At 41.4% G+C, this 20,903-nt stretch carries 13 protein-coding genes; 8 read left to right on the top strand and 5 right to left on the bottom strand.

Features of this window, described 5'->3' with window-relative positions:
• Positions 1-37: 37 nt before the first annotated feature.
• Positions 38-1,261 carry a permease gene (locus ACFQ3Q_RS00065; RefSeq protein WP_380741710.1) on the top strand — a complete coding sequence of 408 codons (1,224 nt, stop codon included), beginning with the start codon at positions 38-40 and terminating at the stop codon, positions 1,259-1,261.
• 53 nt (positions 1,262-1,314) lie between these two features.
• Here the strand turns inward: ACFQ3Q_RS00065 and ACFQ3Q_RS00060 are convergent, their stop codons facing one another.
• Together ACFQ3Q_RS00060 and lysS are read right to left on the bottom strand one after the other, a co-directional pair.
• Complete coding sequence (locus ACFQ3Q_RS00060; protein ID WP_380741708.1) at positions 1,315-1,767, bottom strand: hypothetical protein; 453 nt, start codon at positions 1,765-1,767, stop codon at positions 1,315-1,317.
• A gap of 496 nt (positions 1,768-2,263) precedes the next feature.
• The gene (lysS, locus tag ACFQ3Q_RS00055; RefSeq protein ID WP_380741706.1) at positions 2,264-3,952 is read right to left on the bottom strand and encodes a lysine--tRNA ligase; all 1,689 of its coding nucleotides are present in this window, start codon (positions 3,950-3,952) and stop codon (positions 2,264-2,266) included.
• A gap of 134 nt (positions 3,953-4,086) precedes the next feature.
• Here lysS and ACFQ3Q_RS00050 point away from each other — a divergent pair, with 134 nt between their 5' ends.
• Positions 4,087-4,245 carry a YqaE/Pmp3 family membrane protein gene (locus tag ACFQ3Q_RS00050; protein WP_380741704.1) on the top strand — a complete coding sequence of 53 codons (159 nt, stop codon included), beginning with the start codon at positions 4,087-4,089 and terminating at the stop codon, positions 4,243-4,245.
• Between the two features lie 5 nt (positions 4,246-4,250).
• Positions 4,251-4,949, top strand: coding sequence for a lipoyl(octanoyl) transferase LipB (gene lipB, locus ACFQ3Q_RS00045; protein WP_380741702.1), 699 nt, complete (start codon positions 4,251-4,253; stop codon positions 4,947-4,949).
• A 5-nt stretch (positions 4,950-4,954) separates the two neighbouring features.
• On the opposite strand, the gene ACFQ3Q_RS00040 is transcribed toward lipB, so the two are convergent.
• From ACFQ3Q_RS00040 to ACFQ3Q_RS00030, 3 genes are all read right to left on the bottom strand, one after another.
• Entirely contained in the window at positions 4,955-5,371 is a 417-nt protein-coding gene (locus ACFQ3Q_RS00040; RefSeq protein WP_380741700.1) for a hypothetical protein, read from the bottom strand.
• A gap of 111 nt (positions 5,372-5,482) precedes the next feature.
• Complete coding sequence (locus tag ACFQ3Q_RS00035) at positions 5,483-7,936, bottom strand: hypothetical protein (protein WP_380741698.1); 2,454 nt, start codon at positions 7,934-7,936, stop codon at positions 5,483-5,485.
• A 25-nt stretch (positions 7,937-7,961) separates the two neighbouring features.
• On the bottom strand, positions 7,962-8,558 hold the full coding sequence (locus tag ACFQ3Q_RS00030; RefSeq protein ID WP_380741696.1) for a ribonuclease HII: 597 nt from the start codon (positions 8,556-8,558) through the stop codon (positions 7,962-7,964).
• A 167-nt stretch (positions 8,559-8,725) separates the two neighbouring features.
• Here ACFQ3Q_RS00030 and ACFQ3Q_RS00025 point away from each other — a divergent pair, with 167 nt between their 5' ends.
• The 5 genes from ACFQ3Q_RS00025 to ACFQ3Q_RS00005 all read left to right on the top strand — a co-directional run bounded on the left by ACFQ3Q_RS00025 (position 8,726) and on the right by ACFQ3Q_RS00005 (position 20,274).
• Positions 8,726-11,857: a SusC/RagA family TonB-linked outer membrane protein gene (locus ACFQ3Q_RS00025; RefSeq protein WP_380741694.1), complete on the top strand. Its 3,132-nt coding sequence runs from the start codon at positions 8,726-8,728 to the stop codon at positions 11,855-11,857.
• Between the two features lie 11 nt (positions 11,858-11,868).
• Complete coding sequence (locus ACFQ3Q_RS00020) at positions 11,869-13,311, top strand: RagB/SusD family nutrient uptake outer membrane protein (RefSeq protein WP_380741692.1); 1,443 nt, start codon at positions 11,869-11,871, stop codon at positions 13,309-13,311.
• 292 nt (positions 13,312-13,603) lie between these two features.
• Positions 13,604-16,792 carry a SusC/RagA family TonB-linked outer membrane protein gene (locus ACFQ3Q_RS00015; protein ID WP_380741690.1) on the top strand — a complete coding sequence of 1,063 codons (3,189 nt, stop codon included), beginning with the start codon at positions 13,604-13,606 and terminating at the stop codon, positions 16,790-16,792.
• 5 nt (positions 16,793-16,797) lie between these two features.
• Positions 16,798-18,255, top strand: coding sequence for a RagB/SusD family nutrient uptake outer membrane protein (locus ACFQ3Q_RS00010; RefSeq protein WP_380741688.1), 1,458 nt, complete (start codon positions 16,798-16,800; stop codon positions 18,253-18,255).
• 117 nt (positions 18,256-18,372) lie between these two features.
• Complete coding sequence (locus ACFQ3Q_RS00005; protein ID WP_380741686.1) at positions 18,373-20,274, top strand: putative porin; 1,902 nt, start codon at positions 18,373-18,375, stop codon at positions 20,272-20,274.
• The last annotated feature ends 629 nt before the right edge of the window (positions 20,275-20,903 follow it).

The following is a 20,903-nucleotide window of genomic DNA, read 5'->3' as shown; positions in this document are numbered from 1 at the left end:
ATAGAAAAACAGGAAAATTAACCAATAAAAACTAAGTATGCAGGAATTTTTAGAGAGCTGGGGAGAAGCAGCCCATACCACACTGGGATTTTTCTGGATGGCATTATGGGCATTCATTTTAGGTTATATTATAAGTAGTGGGATACAAATATTCATTACTGAAAAACGGATGCAGCGGACTATGGGCGAAGATGCCAAAAAAAGCGTGCTCTTAGGTACATTCTTCGGCTTTATAAGCAGTTCCTGCAGTTTTTCGGCTCTTGCCTCAACCAAAAGTCTCTTTAAAAAAGGTGCAAGCTTTGTTTCGTCTATAGCATTTTTGCTGGCATCAACTAATCTTGTGATAGAACTGGGGATCATTATCTCCATCTTTCTTGGCTGGCAGTTTGTGGTAGGAGAGTATGTTGGAGGGATCCTTCTTATCCTTATCAGCTGGTTTCTTATCAGGCTGATTAATCCGAAGAAAATGATCAAAAAAGCCAGGGAACGGCTGGACAAGCAAAAGGATGATGATGAAGACCAGTCTAAATCCTGGAAAGAAAAGATGAAGTCGGAGACGAGTTGGGCTAAAGTTTCCAAACAATATGTAATGGAATGGAAGATGGTTTGGAAAGATGTGACTCTGGGCTTTACTATTGCGGGTATAGTTGCTGCTTTTGTACCGGATTCTTTCTTCCAGACTTTGTTCATCAATAGCGGACAGGGAAATACCGATTTCGGATTTCTTACCATTATGGAGCATATTATAGTTGGACCTGTTGCGGCATTCCTGACCTTTATTGGTTCTATGGGGAATATTCCTTTGGCAGCCTTGTTATTCGGGAAAGGGGTAAGCTTTGCCGGAGTGATGGCTTTTATTTTTAGTGACCTGGTTGTGTTTCCTGTATTGCGAATAAATGCAAAGTACTATGGTTGGAAGATGTCGATCTTTATTCTGTTCCTTTTGTTCACGGCACTAATAGGCTCTTCGCTATTGCTTCATTATTCTTTTAACTGGCTTAACCTCCTGCCTGACCCTTCTTCGGTTAAAATTCAGGATTCGGAATTCTTCAAGATCGATTATACCTTTTTCCTGAACCTTGCCTTTCTCATCATTTCGGGAATACTGGTTTATTTAGGATTCTTTAAAAGGAAAGATGTGATGCATATGAAGGAAATGGCCCCTAAAAGTCAGATCCTGGAATCTTCTTTAAAGTATATAGCTTTTGTTTGCTATATCTGGCTTGCAGGAGGTATGATAGTGAAGTTCTTTATAAATTAAAATGAAAAAAGGACCTCGGGAAGAGGTCCTTTTTCTTTTCTTCAGGGGGACAATTAATAGTCGTCATCCTGATCTTTCATCTTATTTTTATGCTTCTTTTTGTACTCAGACTTCATCTTGTCTTTCTTATCCCAGTCATCGTGCATCATTTCCCATTTTGAGTACTGGGCATCATCAAGGATCTCCTTCATTTCTTCTTTGAAGTCTTCCTGGATCTTCATTTTGTTTTTTTTCATTTTCTCTTTTACCTCGGCCATCCCATCGTCATCCATCATAGATTCCTTATGTTCTTCCATAAGTTCCTGGTGGGCTTCCATACGTTTCATCTGGGCCTTTTTTATGGCTTCTTTTTGCTCTGCTTTAAGTTCCAGTTTTGTGGCCATATGCTCGGCATATTTCATTGCCTTTTTCTCTTTGTTCATTTCTTTCTTTTCTTCCCGGTCTACCTGTGCGTAGGTGGCAAAGGAGAAAAGAATGGCCATTACTATTAATCCGAATTTTTTCATAATTATTTAGGTTTGTGTGGTTTATAAATCTAAAAATAAAGAATGAAGTAACCTTTCGGATATTTTTTAACAGAACAAAAACGCTTTATGTTAAAATATTGTAGAGGAAACAAGGATTTTCCGATAAGGGGGAGTAATAAAAAAGGGGACCTGAATAAATTCAGTAAATATACCTTGAACCAAATCTATAATTGGGTAATTTAGATTTTCGGTAAGCTCTTCAGTATGTTATTTTCAAGTCCCGTTTTTATTACTTTTCAAACAAAACAGATTGATGGATTTTAGGGGATTCTGATGGATATCCTGTGAAATTAGACGTGCTTAAATCCAAAAGGTTTAATCAGGAATATAAAAAAAACCTCACCGGTTTGCGCGATGAGGTTTTGTTTTTCTGAAAGCGGGCACTGAAGTATTTGTATTCAGCTTCCCGGGATTTTTATTCTTCTATTTCTTCACTTCTTTCGGCTGAAGTGCAGAAACAGGCGGTTTATGTTTCTTACTTAATCTTAATCATCATAGAATCACCATCCTTGAAAACTTCGATCATCTTATGCTTTCTTAAGGATTTAAGGGCTTTATCCCATTTTTTGTTGCTTAATCCGGAATCAGCCTTAACAGCATCAAGCTCGTGAACTTCATCATCCTTCAGGAGCTTGACTACCGCTTTTTCCTCATCGCTTAATTCCACCTGTTTCTTCTCAGGTTTCATTTGAGGGAAGAACAATACTTCCTGTATAGACTGGTTATTGGTAAGGAACATGATTAGTCGGTCCATCCCGATCCCCAACCCTGAAGTTGGAGGCATCCCGTACTCAAGGGCTCTAAGGAAGTCGTTATCGATGAACATCGCCTCATCGTCTCCTTTTTTAGAAAGTTCAAGCTGCTCCTCGAATCTTGCCCTTTGCTCTAAAGGATCGTTAAGCTCTGAATAGGCATTAGCGATCTCTTTTCCGCATACCATAAGCTCAAAGCGCTCTGTAAGGTTTGGGTTGTCGCGATGCTCTTTACAAAGCGGGCTCATCTCTTTCGGATAATCAGTAATGAAGGTTGGCTGGATGAAGTTGCCTTCACATTTCTCACCAAAGATCTCATCGATCAGTTTTCCTTTACCCATAGTTTCATCAACCTCGATATCCATTTCCTTTGCCGCATCGTAAAGCTCTTTTTCAGACTTTCCGGTGATATCGAACCCGGTGAATTCCTTGATGGCATCGGTCATTGTGATGCGTTTGTACGGAGCCTTGAAATCTACCTTATGTTCTCCGAAAACCGCTTCGGTAGTGCCATTAACTGCAATCGCGCAGTGCTCCAGGAGTTTTTCGGTGAAATCCATCATCCAGTTGTAGTCCTTATAGGCCACATAGATCTCCATCGCGGTGAATTCAGGATTGTGGGTCCTGTCCATTCCTTCATTTCTGAAGTTCTTGGAGAATTCATACACCCCGTCAAAACCACCAACAATCAGCCTCTTCAGGTAAAGTTCATTAGCGATCCTCAGGTAAAGCGGAATGTCCAGTGCATTATGGTGGGTAACGAAAGGTCTCGCTGCCGCACCTCCGGGAATAGACTGAAGAATAGGCGTTTCAACCTCGAAGTATCCTTTTTCGTTAAAGAAATTACGCATCGCGTTGAAAAGCTTTGTGCGCTTCACAAAGATATCTTTTACCTTCGGGTTCACAGCAAGGTCGGCGTAACGCTGACGGTAACGGTGTTCAGGATCCCTGAATCCATCATAGGTATTTCCTTCCTTATCGGTTTTAGGAAGCGGCAGGGGCTTTACAGACTTGCTAAGCAAGGTGAAATCTTTTACCATTACGGTCATTTCGCCCACATTCGTCTTGAACAGCTCTCCTTCAAGGCCTATGAAATCCCCAATATCAAGGAGTTTTTTATAAATGTCGTTATATTTTGACTTGTCCTCACCAGGACAAATTTCGTCTCTGTTAAAATATACCTGGATCTTTCCCTTGGAATCCTGAAGCTCGGCAAAAGATGCTTTCCCCTGGATTCTTCTTGACATAAGTCTGCCTGCCAAAACCACCTTCTTTCCTTCTTCAAAATGCTCTTTGATCTGATTAGTGGTATGATCTACGGGAAATAGATCTGCCGGATACGGATTAATGCCTGCTTTTCTTAAGGCCGAAAGTTTTTCCCTTCTAACAATTTCCTGTTCCGATAACTGCATGATAATATTTTGAAATTTAGCCTTCTCAATAGCGAGAAGCGGGTGCAAATATAGTGACTATCAGGCTACGAACCAATGGGGCTTTAAGCCGAATTTTTAATGCTATCTTTGTGGCGTAAACATTAAACAGATTTATGAGTGTTTGGCGTGTAATTTTATCGGTTCTTTTCCCACCGCTTGCGGTATATGACCGCGGTTGTGGTTCTATTCTTATCGTTCTTATCCTTACCCTGCTTGGCTGGGTTCCGGGAGTGATCGCAGCACTTATTATTCTGAACAATCCTAATAAATGAAATTGATGAATAAGAAGGTTAAAGTACAGGATTTAGGACTTAAAGATTATAAAGAAACCTGGGACTACCAGGAAGAGCTGTTTAAGGCAATTCTCGACCTTAAGATCAAAAACCGCCGGGAAGAGGCCAATCTTGAGACTCCTAATTATCTGCTTTTGGTAGAGCATCCTCATGTGTATACCCTTGGGAAGAGCGGTGATCTTAATAACCTCCTTGTTAATGAAGAGGAGTTGGCGCAGAAAAATGCCAAATTCTATAAAATAAACAGGGGAGGGGATATCACCTATCACGGTCCGGGACAATTGGTGGCCTATCCAATTCTTGACCTTGATAATTTCTTTACCGATATTCATAAATACCTTCGTTTTCTTGAGGAAGCAGTGATCAAGACCCTTGCAGAATATGGCCTGAAGGCCGAAAGAAGTGAAGGAGAGACCGGGGTTTGGCTGGATGTAGGGACTCCTTTCGCCCGGAAGATATGTGCAATGGGGGTAAGGGCCAGCCGGTGGGTCACTATGCACGGCCTGGCTTTAAATGTGAATGCCGATCTTGGTTATTTCGATAATATCATTCCCTGCGGAATTGAAGGCAAAGCGGTAACCTCCCTGAATGTTGAACTCGGAAAAAGGGAAGTCAGCCTTAAAGAAGTTGAAGAGAAGCTGCTGAAGCATTTCTCTGAACTCTTTGAAGCCGAATTTATCTGATGGCTCTAGTTGTTGCCTGAAGATTCCTCTTCCACATCTTCTCCAACCATCAGTTCCTTACAGGTAACGGCGCAATATTGCAAAGCCTTTTTTGCCCTGTTGAGCTGTAACACGGCTTTGCCTTGTTTTAGTACGCTTATCCCGTCAAGTTCTGACGCGGCATCAAGCGCATATTCTGAGAGGTCTTCAGATTCCTCCAGGATGTACTCCAACACATCGGTTTCTGTGCTGTCAAGTTCGTGGCCGGCATCAACCTTCTGTTTGTAGGTGTACACATCGTCATACATATCAAAGGACTTGGTTACGATCGAGTCTACACTCGCCACGCCTACACGCTTTTTCGGCCTTTTTAATCTGTCCTGGGAATATGCTGAAAAAATAAATGCAAAGACCAGGACTAAAGTGAGTGCTTTAGATTTCATAATCAATTGTTTTATAGTTAGTTATATAAACCTAAAGCAAGTTTTAAGCAATTTCAAAGGGTGTATTCCCGAATTTTTGAATATAAATTTCTGGTAATGAGTGTTTTGTTGCTAAAACTGGTACAGAATGATCTCATCTTCTGCTCCCTTTACCACGAACTCGATATTCCTGTCGGTATCGGCATTGTCCAGGTCGATCTCGGAGGTGCCGTAAACAGGGAAATTAGGCAATAACCTGGCGTTGCTGTCAAATATATAGACCTTTTCTGTCTGCAGGTCGGTTACCGAAACATAGATCTTGTCCTGAACATAGAAGATCTGCGGTTTGGTATAAAGCCCGAAATCCAGTTCTGCTTCCTTGCCTTTGATTGTCAGGATATTTTCAGAAAGACTGACCAGGCTCTTGATGGTCGCATCTATACTATGGTTTTCGGAAAGATCAAGATCCTTCCTGGTTACGTTTCCGCTTTCATTCACCGTTACCAGTTCTCCTTTTTCGGTGGTCGAAATGAAATCACCCTCGTATTCATACCATTCGTTATCAGAAAAGTCTATTTTTTCATTTACCGAAACCCTTGTGTTTCCCTGCCTGCTTAGAATATTCAGCTTTCCTGAACTTTCGGGAACCACGATATAATCTTTTCTGCCCAGCCTGATGTGTTTCGGAGACCTGATGATCTCGGAATCCGTTCTGTTAAAATCGAAACCATTTACACTCCGGCCTTTGCCGTCAAACATATAAGTATCCCGGTTTTGAGTGACCAGAAAGCGGTATTTCCTGTTATTGTCATAATCGAATATCGATAAAGGCTGGGTGATGGGATCGTTGAACTCTAAAGGGAAGGGTTTGACCCTGTTGCCAACCCGATCGATAACCTGAACTTTGTTAAGAGTGTTGAAAGCAAGCTGAAACTTCCCGTTCCTGAACAGGTCTACCTCGTGAATTTTTCCCTGGATCTGGCTTTGTAATTGTTTTTTCCAGAAAACATTTCCCTTATTGGAAATCAGGTATAGAAGATTCTGCTGATCCTGAACCGCTATATCCAATTGATTGGTACGGTGATTCTTAAAGAATTGCGGAGTCCCGGTGATTGGGTTTTTTAACTTTATGGAAAGTTCCTGGCTTATATCAGTGTTTTTAGAGCTGCTTTCAGTCTTTCTCAGGCTGCCGTGGATATGTGAAAATTCTCCTTCCTCCACAAACTGTATGGCAGCGATCCCGAAATCTTTAAAGTCAATGTTTTTAATCTTATCCTGTTCGTTTTTCGGAACCATCTTACCTAAAACGGGTTTAAATTCAGATGTATTGGCTACAAAGAGGAGCGAGCCCTGAGAAGCTAAATTATTGATGGCTGCTTCATATTTTTCCTGTTGCGCCAAAGTTGAATTGGTTTGCCGGGCGCTAATGATCTCTTCCAGCCCTTCTTTGGAGCTTCCGAAGACCAAAAAGTGGTCTATAGCCATATAATACGCTGTTGAAGGGAAGGTTACCAATGGTTTCAACTTATTGGAAAGAAGCTCTTTTTGCCCGAGCTTATACAGCTTTATCCCTCTAAACTCTTCCTCGCTTTCCACATAGATGGACAATTCTTCTTTTGCAATTTCAACATTGTTCGAGTTCACCACCAGGCTCTGGTCTTTGCTGTAAATCACCCCTATTTCTATAGCCGAACTTAGGAATTTAGGTAGCTGGGTTTTGGTTGTGTCATTGTTGTAGGATTTCAGGTTTTCTTCGAATTTGGCAAAATTCCTGAAACTAATAGCATAAAAGCCTTTTGCCGAGTTTGGTGATAATTTGGCGGTTTCAGAGAGGCCGGCACCGGTATCCCTGAAGATGCTTAGGAGTGAAGGCTCATTATAGGAGGTAAGGGCAATCCCGTTAAAACCCATTTCTTCTTTGGTTATTTCCAGGTCAATTACGCTCCAGGTTGCCAGTTTCGGCTTTTGACTTAGATCGAAACCCGGAAAAATACCGGTAAGTATTTCAGAAGAAAAGCTATGATTTATAAACAGGTTTGTTCTTTTTTTATCTGAGGCCGTTAGAGATTTTTGAAAAGTGTTATCTTTTAGCAAAGCTTCCCGGTCCAGAATATTTTGAATATTCTCTTTTGAATTCCCCGCTAAAAAGGCATTATTGGTTTTTGCTGCGAAATATTTCTGATTTTCAAAGGTGATTGTGGAGATCCTTTTTTCTTCGATTGCGGAGTCGGTCTTTAATCTACTCTGAAGGGAATCGGTTTCTGCAAAAACAGGGGTTTTATTACTGATCAGTGTGAAGTTGAAGCCGCTGTCACTCACGTCGGTAAAACTGATATAAGCCTCGTCAATACTATCCAGCTCTTTTAAAATAGCCAGTTTTTTAGTGAAACTGAACTTTAGATTTTCTGAATTCTTACTGAGAAAATCCTGCCCGCTTAATTGCCTGAAGAACCCCGGTAAATTGGGAGAATACAGGATCACAGCGGATTTCTCAGGGAGCAAATGGTTTAAATCGCCATTTTTTGAGGTGTTATTCTGGCAGGAAATAAAAATGATGGAGAAAAGGGCAAAGAGTAGTTTTTTCATAAAACCAATTTTATAAAAGTAGTTTTTATAATTCAAGTTTTAATTGATCCGGTAATAATTTAAAGCTTTGGCGGTGGTATTTTGTAGTGCCGAACTGCTTGATGGCCGCTCTGTGTTCTACGGTTGGATAACCTTTGTTTTTCTTCCAGTTGTACATAGGGAATTCTTCGTGCATCTCTTCCATTACAGCATCTCTGTAGGTCTTGGCAAGTATGGAAGCCGCTGCAATGCTCAGATACTTTTCGTCCCCTTTTATTATGCATTCATAAGGGATATTTCCAAAAGGCTTAAACCTGTTACCATCAACAATAATGTGCTGAGGTGTGGTATGAAGTTGGTCTATGGCACGGTGCATAGCAAGAATAGAAGCATTTAGAATGTTGATTTCATCAATTTCGGCCATATCTACATGGGCAACCGCAAAGGAAGTCGCTTTTTGTTCGATAACCTCCTTAAGCGTATTTCTGTCTTTAAGGCTGGTGAGTTTTGAATCGTTGAGCAATTTATTGGCGAAATTTTTGGGAAGGATCACTGCTGCTGCCGTTACAGGCCCCGCAAGGCAGCCTCTTCCGGCTTCATCTGTTCCGACAATTATCAGGTCTTTTCGATATCTTTTCAACATTTCCTTAAAAACTTTAATAGTAATTCTCTTTTTCGCTTTCAAACCTAAGCAATATGGGACATTTTAGCTAATGTGTTAATTAAACTTTAAATTTAAGTGAGAAAATTCTTGAATTTTTAATAATTATTTAAGAGTTTTGGCGTCACCTAACCATAATTTATTAAATAATGAGAAAAAAACTACCATTAATTTTAACACTTTTCTTGGCGTTGGTGCAGTTTGCATTCGCGCAGGAAAAAACGATCACAGGTACTGTGACCAATGACGATGGGATGCCCCTTCCCGGAGTAAATGTTTTGATTAAGGGGACAACCACAGGTACTCAAACCGATTTTGACGGGAATTACGAAATTCAGGCTGCTGCCGGAGATGTGCTCTCTTACAGCTTCGTTGGTTTCGAAACCAAGGAAAAGGTTGTTGATGCCGCAAATAAAATGAATGTTACTCTTACAGTTGATGCAGCTCAGCTTGAAGAGGTAGTTGTAACCGGGGTGGCCGGAGCAACAAGCCGTAAGAAACTTTCGGTTACGGTAAACAAGGTAGATGCTTCAGATCTTGAAGTAATTCCTGCTACTTCTGCTTCCAGTGCTTTACAAGGTAAGGTTGCGGGTGTAAACGTAACCAACTTCGGTCAGCCTGGAGAAGGCGCAACTATTCAGTTAAGGGGTGCAACTAACCTTTTTGGAGGTCAGGAGCCATTGATCCTTATTGATGGGGTGATCGCTGAAGGCGGAATTCAGGATATCAATACCGATGATATTGCTTCTTTTGAGATCGTGAAAGGTGCTTCTGCATCGGCCTTGTATGGTTCAAGAGCCGGTAACGGGGTGATCGTGATCACTACTAAAAGAGGTAAATTTAATGCTGACGGACCACAGGTAACAGTTAGAAACGACCTTGGTTTTTCAGAACTTTCTAATAAAATTGATTTAAGTAGATCGCACAATTTCGAACTTGCTAGTGACTGGCAGGATTTTCAGGGTCAGTATACCAAGTACGAAGGTGCAACTTACGCTTCAGATTATAGCGGAGTTGGAAGGTTAGGAGTTGATGGAGCGAGAGTTCCTTCAGCTGACGGTTACCAGGATAATCCTTATGGTGTTTATTATGATAACCAGGATAAGTTCTTTGGGACAGGTATAGATAACACTACTTATGCTTCTGTTTCTAATGCTTCTGAATTTGCTAACCTGTTCTTCTCTGCAGACAGAACTACCAACGAAGGTATTTTTGCTGAAACAGGAGGATACAAAAGATACGGAGTTAGATTGAACGGGGATTTCAGAATCACCGATTGGTTAACTCTTAAAACCAACTCTAACTATATCAGAACTAACAATGAAACCCCGGGTGGTACCCTGGATGGTGTTTTGTTTGATTTAGCACTAACCGATCCTGATGTGAATCTTGATGCTCAGAACCCTGATGGTCAGCCATATTACTATGTGCCAAACCCTTGGGCTTCTACAACGATTAACCCGTTGTATGACCTGCATACTAACAGAGAGAAGTCTACAAGAAACAGATTTTTAGGTTCTTATACTCTGAATATCGATTTCGCAGAGCCATTGAACCTTGATCTTGAGTATGCTGTGGAGAGCACGAGCTGGATTAATGATGATTATAACCCATACACCGCTTTCCAGATTGGAGGAGCAGTAGACGGGCAAAATGTTGGATTTAGCTATTCTAAAGGAGATTTCTCTAAAGAATCCAGCAGCAGATTATCACAAAAAGCTCAGGCAACCCTGAATTATGCAGACTCTTTTGGAGATCTTAATGTTTCAGGTAAGTTGAGTTTCCTAATGGAAGACAACCATTATGAGTATTTCTACGGTCTGGGGATAGACTTTATCTACCCTGGGGTTATTTCATTAGATAACTTTAATTCAGAGAATACAAGGATCAACTCTTCACTTATAGATGAAAGAGCGCAGAACGCATTCGCTATTGTAGGTCTTGACTATAAAGATCGTTACATCCTGGATGCAATGTATCGTATTGACCGTTCTTCTTTGTTTGGTGAGAACTTCAGAGAGAATGACTACTACAGAGTATCCGGTGCATATCGTATCTCTCAGGACGTAGATATTCCTGGTGTTCAGGAAATGAAAGTTCACGCTGCCTTAGGTACTGCGGGACAACGTCCAGGGTTTAGCTGGCAATATGATGCTATTGGTCTTACCAATGGTGCTTTGTCTACCAACAGGGTAAAGGCTAACCCAGACCTTAGACCTTCAACTACTACCGAACTTGAATTTGGTTTGAATTTGTCTTTCCTAGACAGGTTTACATTTGAAGGGGTTTATGCCAATGCAGAGACTGAAGATCAGTTTATGCTAGTAGATATTTTTGCTCCTGTTAACGAAGGTAATAACAGGCAATGGCAAAATGTTGGTACGGTAGAATTCAACACTCTTGAATTAAGCCTTAACGCCGATATCATCAAGCAGCCTGATCTTAACTGGAATGTAGGAGTGCGTTACAGCTCTACCGACAATGAGGTTAAAAAGCTTACTGTAAACCCAATTACTGTTGGTCCTAACTCTACCGCAGGAGATATTGGAGATGTATTCAGAATTAAAGAAGGAGAAGAGTTCGGAGCTATGTATGGTGGTGAATTCGTGACTTCTTTAGATCAGATGGCTGGTCAGCTTGGAGAGGGTGAGAGTATAGATGACTATACTGTGAACTCTGACGGCTATGTTATCCCTGCAGGAACTGAAGGGACTGTAGATGAGACTCCAATCGTATTATTAGGAGAAGACGGAAATCGTTCTTTCAGAAAGATCGGTAACCAGAATGCAGATTTCCAGATGGGCTTGACTTCTAACTTGAGCTATAAAGGATTTAATTTCTATATGCTTTGGGACTGGAAGCAAGGTGGTGATATTTACAACCGTCAGGCTCAGTGGTTAACCAGAGACAGCCGTCACCCAATGATGGACCAGGCGGGAGTTGCTCCGGAGAACAAGAAAACCTTCAACTACTACCAGGGGCTTTACGACACCAATAACCATCAGAAGTACTGGATTGAAGATGGCACTTATGTGAAACTTAGAGAAGCTTCTTTATTCTATACCTTTGGAAAGAGCCAGCTTTCTGGACTCGCGAACGGATTCTTCGAATCTTTAAGATTGGGTGTTACCGGAAGAAATTTATTAACTTTTACCGATTATACGGGATGGGATCCAGAAGTACAGAAATGGGATCCGGATACTCAGAATTACTTTTCTGTAGACTATGGAGTGTATCCAATTCCAAGATCTTATACTTTTTCGGTACAACTTAAATTCTAAAAAAAATTATTATGAAGACAATAAAAATAACATTCTTGGCTGTGTTTGCCCTGATGTTTGCTTCTTGTGATGATTTCAATTCTGACCTAGATGTTGAGAATCTTGAACAGCCAAGTAGTGATCAGATCGGTATTGAATCTACAGCCGACAAGCTTTTTCAAAACTGGTATAACACGGTAAATGCTTATAACGGACCTGGACTTGCAGTTTCTACAATGGCAGACCAGGGAACTATGTCCTGGGGTAACGCCGCGATGAGAGATATGTCCAGCGAGCCACGTATTGCCTGGAATAACAGTTCTACTTATGGTAACTCTGCAGTGACCGAGACTTACTTCAACTCTCTTCACGCCGTATTGGCAGATGCTAACGCGATTATGGTTGGTATTCAGGGAGACGGTGTATTCTCTAATACAGATAAGTATGAGTCTTTGGCCAGATTCGGTCAGGGTGCTTCTTTAGGTTACCTGGCGCTGATCTTTGACAGGGTATTCCCTTCAGATGAAACCGGAACTCTAAATGATGGTGAGCCGATCGGTTACCAGGAGGCTACTCAGTTAGCTCTTGAAAAACTGGATCTTGCTATTGCAGCTGCAGACAGAGGGTCTTTTACGATGTCTAATCAGGTTAACGGAATGGAGCTTTCCAGCGAACAATGGAGCCAGTTCCTTAACACTTTTGCTGCAAGAATTCTTGTAAACTCGGCTCGTAACGAGGAGCAAAGAATGAACCTTGACTGGAACAGAGTATTGAATTATGCCCAAAACGGAGTAACTTATGACGTAAATGTAATGAGTGACGGATGGGTGAACTGGTATACCGAGTGGGTGTACTACTCAATCTACCCGGGATGGGGTCGTATCGATCTTAGAATCATTAATATGTTAGATGAGGATTATCCTGCTTACTGGCCAGAAGGTGAAACAAACCTTCCTGAGGCTGAAAGTCCGGATGCCAGATTAGCTGAAGATTTTGAATACCTGAGTTACCAGGATTTCCCAGCTAACCGTGGTACTTACCACTGGAGTACATACAGACATCAGCGTTATGATTACCAGACAAACTCTGGATGGACGATGTCTACTCCTGAGATCCTTGAGGCTGAGAACGATCTTTACCTTGCCGAAGCTCACTTAATGCTAGGGAATGTAGATGAGGCTGCAGCCGTAATAAACTCAAGCAGTAGAGTGGAAAGAGGAGGTCTTGCTCCAATTGACGCTACTGAAGAAGCAGTTGCTGATGCGATCTTCTACGAGAGAATGGTAGAATTGATCAATACAGGAATGGGATTAGGTTTCTTTGAAATGAGAGGTCACGACCTTCTTCAGGAAGGAACTCCTAAGCATTTCCCGGTTCCTGGAGCTGCATTGGATGCTGCCGGACTTCCAATCTATACCTTTGGAGGTGGAGAAGGAACTGCCGGAGAAGATTATTCTGACGGAGGTTGGAGATAATGCACTCTTAAATAATAGTTTAGATATAAAAGCTGCCTGAAAAGGCAGCTTTTTTTGTTTAGGGATTTAACAAGATTTAAGTAATCTTCATTTTTATTGAATTCTTTGGTTTTTGCCACTTTTTACTACAAAACCGCTTATAAAGCGCGTTATGAGCTGATATAAATCCTGTCGAAAACGTTTTACCGCTGCGAAAAGTTAAAACTTTCAGAATGTTTTTGAATTACACAAACTTGCATTGTTAAGGAATTATTAAGATTTTAGCGGTTAGGCTAATTCAAATTTATAAATAATGAAAAAAGGATTAAATGGAATTCTTACGCTGTTATTAGCGTTTGTAGTGCATTTGTCGTATGCACAGGAAAAGACGGTTTCCGGTACGGTGACCGATGATGCAGGTTTGCCTTTACTTGGGGTAAATGTGATCGAAAAGGGTACCAATAATGGTACTCAGACTGATTTTGACGGAAATTATTCTATTAAGGTAGAAGAAGGTCAATCATTGGTTTTTAGTTATGTAGGTTTTGGTACTAAAGAAGTTGTAGTTGGTGCTGATAATACAATGAATGTTGTTATGGCCGAAGAAGCCGGAGCTCTTGAAGAAGTAGTTGTGGTGGCTTACGGTCAGCAAAGAAAAGAAGAGATCACCGGTTCGGTTACTACCCTGGGAGATGATGAGATCGGTAAGGTTCAGGCCGGTAGTGTGGTTCAGGGATTGACCGGTAAGGTTCCCGGAGTACAGATTATTAACCAGACAGGACAACCTGGGGATGATCCAACGGTTCGCTTTAGAGGTATTGGATCTATTAACTCTTCAAGCAGTCCTCTTTATGTAGTGGATGGTGTGGTTTTCAATGGAAAACTGAACTCCATTAACCCTCAGGATATTAAGTCGATGACTTTCCTTAAGGATGCATCAGCCAATGCACTTTATGGAAGTAGAGGAGCTAACGGGGTTGTGATTATTACTACAAAGAAAGGTGATACCGACAGGGTTGAAGTTACCGTAGACTCTAAGATTGGTGTGAATACCAGGGCGGTACCCGAATATGATATTTTCTCAGATCCGGGACTATATTACGAGACCTGGTACGATCGCTGGAGACTTGGTCTTATAAACACCGGAGTTGCTCCGGCTGAAGCTGCACAAACTGCCGCTTCACAAATCGTATCCGGGGGAGATTACTCTTTAGGTTACAATAACTATGATGTTGCCGATGATAATCTTATCGATCCTGCAACAGGACAGATCAACCCGAATGCTACATTATTATATAATGATGACTGGCAGGATGAGTCTTTTAAGACAGGGGTAAGAAGAGAGAATTATGTTAGTATGAAATATAACAACGATCTTCTTAAGACTTTCTTCTCTGCGGGTAACCTGAAAGATGAAGGATATGCCATCAATTCTGGTTTCGAAAGAACCACCGTGAGATTGACTACAGATTTTACTCCTACCGATTGGTTGGAAATAGGTGGTGGGGTGAACTACGCACAAACCACACAGGATTCTCCGCTTCAGGGAGTAGGTTCTAATACTATCAGTAACCTTTTTGGATGGGCAAGACAAGTTGCTCCTATCTATCCTGTTTTTGGAAGAGATGCGAACGGAGACATCATCAGAGATGCAGATGGCGCTCCGGTTTATGACTTTGGTAATGGTGAAGGCGGATCTGTTGGAGAAAGACCTTCTTTTGTGGCTAACCAGAACCCGGTTGCTACCAACCTTTTGGATATAGATGAGAATATCTTTGATAACTTCTCTGGAAGAATGAACGCTACTGTTCATTTCTTGGAAGACTTCAGTTTTACCTATAACTTCTCTGCCGATATCTTTAACGGTAACATTACTTCTTTCGCTACCCCGATTGGTGGGGACGCTCAGCAGGTAAACGGTAGAATTACTACACGATCTAACAGAGGTACTACTATCTCTAATCAGCAGTTATTGAACTGGGATAAGCAGTTTGGAGATCACTCTTTTTCTGTTTTACTTGGTCACGAAAGTAACGAGTATAACTTTAGATTACTTGCAGGTCAGGTAACAGAAACTGTGATCGATGATCTTCCTGTTCTTGATAACGGGGTAAATATCCAGTACCTTAACGGGTACCAGAAAGATTATACTGTAGAGGGCTATTTCTCCAGGCTTACTTATAACTTCGATAATAAATACTTTATTAACGGTAGTTTCAGGAGAGATGGTTCTTCTGTATTCCACCCAGATAACAGGTGGGGTAACTTCTACGGTGTAGGTGGAGCCTGGTCTGCACATAAAGAAGACTTCCTGGCCGATGCCGATTGGTTAACCATCTTAAGGCTGAAAGCGAGTTTTGGTCAGCAGGGGAACGACGCCATCCTTTATGAGGATGACAGGACCGTTGTTGGAGACCTGGATAACAGAAACTATTACGCTTATACAGATCAGTACGATATCGTAAATGCCGGTGGAAATGTTCCCGGGGTTACTTTCTTCCAGTTAGGAAACGAAGACCTTAAATGGGAAGCCTCTACTAACATCAACGCAGGTTTTGAATTAGGTCTTTTTGAGAACAGACTTAACATTAACGCTGAATATTTCGAAAGAAAAGTTGAAGACCTGTTGTTCTTTAACCCGATCGCTATTTCGGAAGGTGTAGGTTCACGTCCTGAGAATATCGGGGATATGGAAAACAAAGGGATCGAGGTTAGTCTTTCGGCTGAGCTTTTCAGAGGAGAAGACTTCAACTGGATGTTTAACCTTAACGGGACTCATTACAAGAATGAGATCACAAGATTACCGGACGAGTTTATTGATGACGGACTTTTCAGACTTCAGGAAGGAAGATCAAGATACGATTACTATATGAGAGAGTTTGCCGGGATCGACGAGGAAAACGGAGATGCTCTTTGGTATGTAGATGAGCTTGATGCTGATGGGAACCCAACAGGAGAGAGAACTACTACTGAAGATCACGCAACCGCTACTGAATATTACGTAGGCAAGTCTGCAATTCCTGATGTTTATGGTGGTTTCTCCACTTACTTAAGCTATAAAGGATTTAGCCTGAATTTAGGTTTTGCATACCAGATTGGTGGTTATGGTTTCGACGGAATCTACCAGAACCTGTTAGATGCTACTTCACCGGGTAATAACCTGCACAAAGATGTTCTTAATTCCTGGACGCCTGAGAATCCTAATGCAGCGCTTCCAAGAGTGGATGTGATCGAGATAGATCAGTCAAATACTTCAGACTTCTTCTTGGTTGATGCTTCTTACCTGAGTTTACAGGATATAACTTTAGGTTATGACTTTGATCCTGATGTAGTTGAGGCTATCGGATTAGCCGGAGCAAGAATTTACGCAACGGCAAATAACGTATATTTATGGTCTGAAGCGAGAGACGGGTACGACCCAAGATTGAGTATTACCGGTAATGCTGTTAACGAATACTCTCTTGTAAGAAGTACTTCCTTAGGCCTAACTCTTAAATTTTAATTGTTATGAAAATATTTAAATACTTAATTTTATTAGTATCACTTTCAGTCGTAATGACGGGATGTGAGAAGGAATTTCTTGACACGGAGCCGGCCAGTTCTATCTCGGCCGAGCAGGTAGCCGAAACTCCTGCTGCCAACGAGGCTCTTGTGAACGGTATCTATGCAAATCTAAGAACCTATGGCGTGGGTGGAACTACTGCTCACACCGACTACGGGCACCGAGGGATTACCGCAGGTTTAGATAATATGTCTAACGATGTTGTGCTTAACAACTTTAACTGGTATATTTTCTTCTATAATTACACCGGACGTGTACAGACTTCTTCAAGAGCTAGCTTGATATGGAATACTTACTATAGTGTGGTTGCAGATGCGAATATCGTGATCAATGGTCTTGGAACTCTTGAGAACAGAACTGCTGAAGAGGATGCTCTTTTTGGTCAGGCTCTTGCCCTTAAAAGCTTCGCGCTTTTTAACCTTGTAAGGATCTACTCTCCTTCTTATATAGGAAACGAGAGTGCTCCGGGGGTTCCGGTTCCGGACCGTCTTACTTTTGATGGTAAAGGAAGAGGTACTGTGCAGGATGTTTACAACCAGATAATCCCTGATCTTGAGCAGGCTGTTACTTTGTTGGAAGGATTCAACAGAAGCAGTAAGCAACAGATCGACCAGAGCGTAGCTCAGGGTCTTTTGGCTGAAGTTTACCTGGAAACCGGTAACTGGGCTGAAGCAGCCAGCGCTGCTAATGCAGCAAGAACGGGTTATGGTCTTATGACGGGAGAAGAGTATGTAAATGACGGTTTCGATAATATAGGAAACCAGGAATGGATGTGGGGAGCAGATATAGACTCTGAGTCTAGTACTGTTTATGCCTCTTTCTTCTCTCACTATGACAGTTTCCTTGGTGGTTATGCCGGTGCGCTTGATGGGTACAAACTTATCGATGCGAACCTTTATAGTATGATCCCTGAAACCGATGCAAGAAAAGATGTGTTTGTTGAAGCGGGTAATGAGTTTGGATTCCCTCCGCTATCTAACACTAAATTCGTGGATGCTACTTCTTCTTTTGAAGGAGACTACCTTTATATGAGATCTGCAGAGATGTATCTTATAGAAGCGGAAGCTCTTGTTCGTGCCGGGCAGGTTGATGCCGGGATCGATGTTCTTGTTGAGCTTGTGAGCTCTAGAGATTCAGGTTATGAAAGACCGGCTCTTACAGGGCAGGCGTTACTTGACGAGATCTACCTTCAAAGAAGAATTGAGCTTTGGGGTGAAGGTTTCGCCTGGTTCGATCTAAAGAGATTGAGCAAGCCGCTTGACAGAACTTATGAAGGCTCTAATCACAGAGACTTTGGTAAATTTATGTTCCCTGCAGGGTCTAACGAATTCTTATTCCAGATTCCTGAAGACGAATTGAACTCAAACGATAATATTGGTGCCGGAGATCAGAATCCAAGCTAATAATTGTCAGTTTTTATAATTAAAAACCGCCTCAGGAGAGGCGGTTTTTTTGTTTAAGCCAATTTGTTATCTGATTTGATTAATTATTTTACTTTTGTTGGACCTGTATGTAATAGAATGGAGAAGTTATTAATTATTGTATTTTTATTGTGTTGTACCCTGCTTCAGGCGCAACCCGGAGACCCGGCGGCTATGGGAAATGTGGATACAGGAAAGAAAGATACCATAAAACCTCCAATTCAGGATTATAAGATAATCTCTGTAAGTAACGATACTACCTTTGTAGATACTAGCCTTACTATTCAGAAGGATTACAAGTTCAACTACCTTAGAAAGGACAACTTTGAACTCTTGCCATTTTCCAATACCGGCCAAACCTACAACTCATTAAGTTATAAGAGCGAGCCGGAAAGTGTTTTTCCCGATTTTGGAGCCGGAGCCAGGCATTTTAATTTTATGGAGGTCGGGGATATCTATTATTACAGGGTTCCCACCCCTTTGACCGAGCTTTATTTTAAAACAGTGCCTGAACAGGGGCAGCAACTGGATGCTTTTTTTACCATAAATACTTCAGATAGGTTTAATTTTTCTGTGGCTTATAAAGGAGTTCGTGCTTTAGGGAAGTATCAGCATCAACTTACCAGTACGGGGAATTTCCGGTTTACGCTAAATTATCAGTCTAAGAATAACAGGTACCAGGCTAAAGCTCATTTTGTTTCTCAGGATCTTATGAATGAAGAGAACGGCGGGCTTTCCCAGCAGGCTATTCAGCAATACGTAGATAAGGAGCCTGAATTTGAAGACAGGTCTGTCTTAGAAGTGAGGTATCAGGATGCGCAGAGCACGCTTTATGGAAAAAGGTTTTATCTGGATCATAAATACAGGTTAACAGGAGGGGAAACCGGAAAGGGGTTTTCTGTAGGGCATATTTTCAGGTTCGATTATAAGAAATACGATTTCCAGCAATCCTCTGCAAAGCCCCAGATTTATGGAGATGCTTTTGAAACTTCTAATTTAAGAGACGTGGTTCGGCTCGAATCCCTTTATAATGAGGCTTTTGTTTCCTTTGATAATTCGGTTTTGGGAAAACTGAAACTTAATGCCGGTTTCAGAACTTATAATTACGGTTACAATACTATATATGAACAGGAGGAGGGGAGAATTGAGAATCGCCTGAAGGGAAATGTTTTTAATGTAGGTGGGAGTTATTCCAAGCAATTGGGAGGTTTTGCCCTGGATGCTGATGCTTCCCTTAATTTAGGAGACGATTTTAGCGGGAATTATATCCGGGTTAATGCGGGCTATAGCTTTAATGAAGATAATAAGATCGATTTTGGGCTGAAGCAGAGTAGCAGACTTCCTGATTTTAATTTTCTGTTATATCAAAGTGATTACATAAGTTATAACTGGCAGAATGATTTTGATAATATCAATTCCCAGGAGATCTATGGGGAACTGAAAACCCGCAGGTTTGGGAGTCTCAGCGCTCAGCTTAGCCAGATACAGGATTATGCCTATTTTGGATTGAATGAAGAGGGGATGGTGAAGCCTTATCAGTATTCCGGCCAGGTTCGCTATTTTAAGGCGAAAGCTGAAAAGGGGTTTGACCTTGGTCTGTTCGGAGTTGATAATACACTGATGTATCAGAACGTTCTTGATGGAAAAGATGTTCTGAATGTGCCTCAGTTTGTGACCAGGAACTCTCTTTATTATAAGGACCACTGGTTTCAGAAAGCTCTATACCTGCAAACCGGGTTTACATTTAAGTATTTCACACAATATAATATGAATGCTTATGATCCTGTTCTTGCTGAATTTTACGTTCAGAATGCTGCAGAGTATGGTGATTACCCTGTTGTGGATTTCTTTTTCAATGCAAAAGTAGACCAGGCCAGGATATTTTTTAAGCTACAGCACGTGAACTCCCTTATACAGGGAAATAATAACTTTACTGCTCCCGGCTATCCTTACGCCGATTTTCTGATAAGATTTGGCCTTGTTTGGAACTTTTTCATGTAAATCGTATCTTTATGGTTAGTCCTTTTTCTAAATGAATTAACGGACTTTGTGGGTTAGGCATTGGTTCTGCCCGGTTTTGGTTGCGAATTCCCCCTTATTTTGTTGATTACGGTGCTGATTTGCGAAAAATGTAATTATTTTCTTCGGGACTTGTTTATTGAAAAAAGCCTTGTATATTTGCAGCCGCTTAGGCGCTGAGGGCTTGCTCTCGGGGGGTAAGGCGGAAGTTCATTGAGAGTCTTGTTTTTTTCGGATAGTAGGGGTGATTTGCTCTGAAAAGCTCTTCAAAAATTTTCAAAAAAAGTTTTGCGGGATTCGAAAAAAAGCCTGTATATTTGCACCCGCTTTGCGCGGCAGCAAATAAGGCTGAGCGCAGGGCGCCACGTTCTTTAAGTACTGTAATTTTTTAGAGTTTTGGCTTCGAAATTTTTTTCAAAAAAAACTTTAAAAAATGTTTGCTCGGGAAAGAAAAAGGGTTGTATATTTGCACCCGCTTTCAGGCAAAGCGAGCGATCTGAAACAGACTGAAACAACAACGAAATCCACGGGTAGTGGTGGTTTAAGAAAAGGTTCAACTCCTTTTATTTCGGCGAGGTAGCTTTTTTATGGTTACACGAAAGTTCATTGAT

The sequence above is a fragment of the Salegentibacter chungangensis genome, assembly GCF_042678405.1.
GTDB lineage: Bacteria > Bacteroidota > Bacteroidia > Flavobacteriales > Flavobacteriaceae > Salegentibacter_A > Salegentibacter_A chungangensis.
The sequence above is the reverse complement of the archived record's forward strand: the minus strand, read 5'-3'. Positions and strand labels throughout refer to the sequence as shown.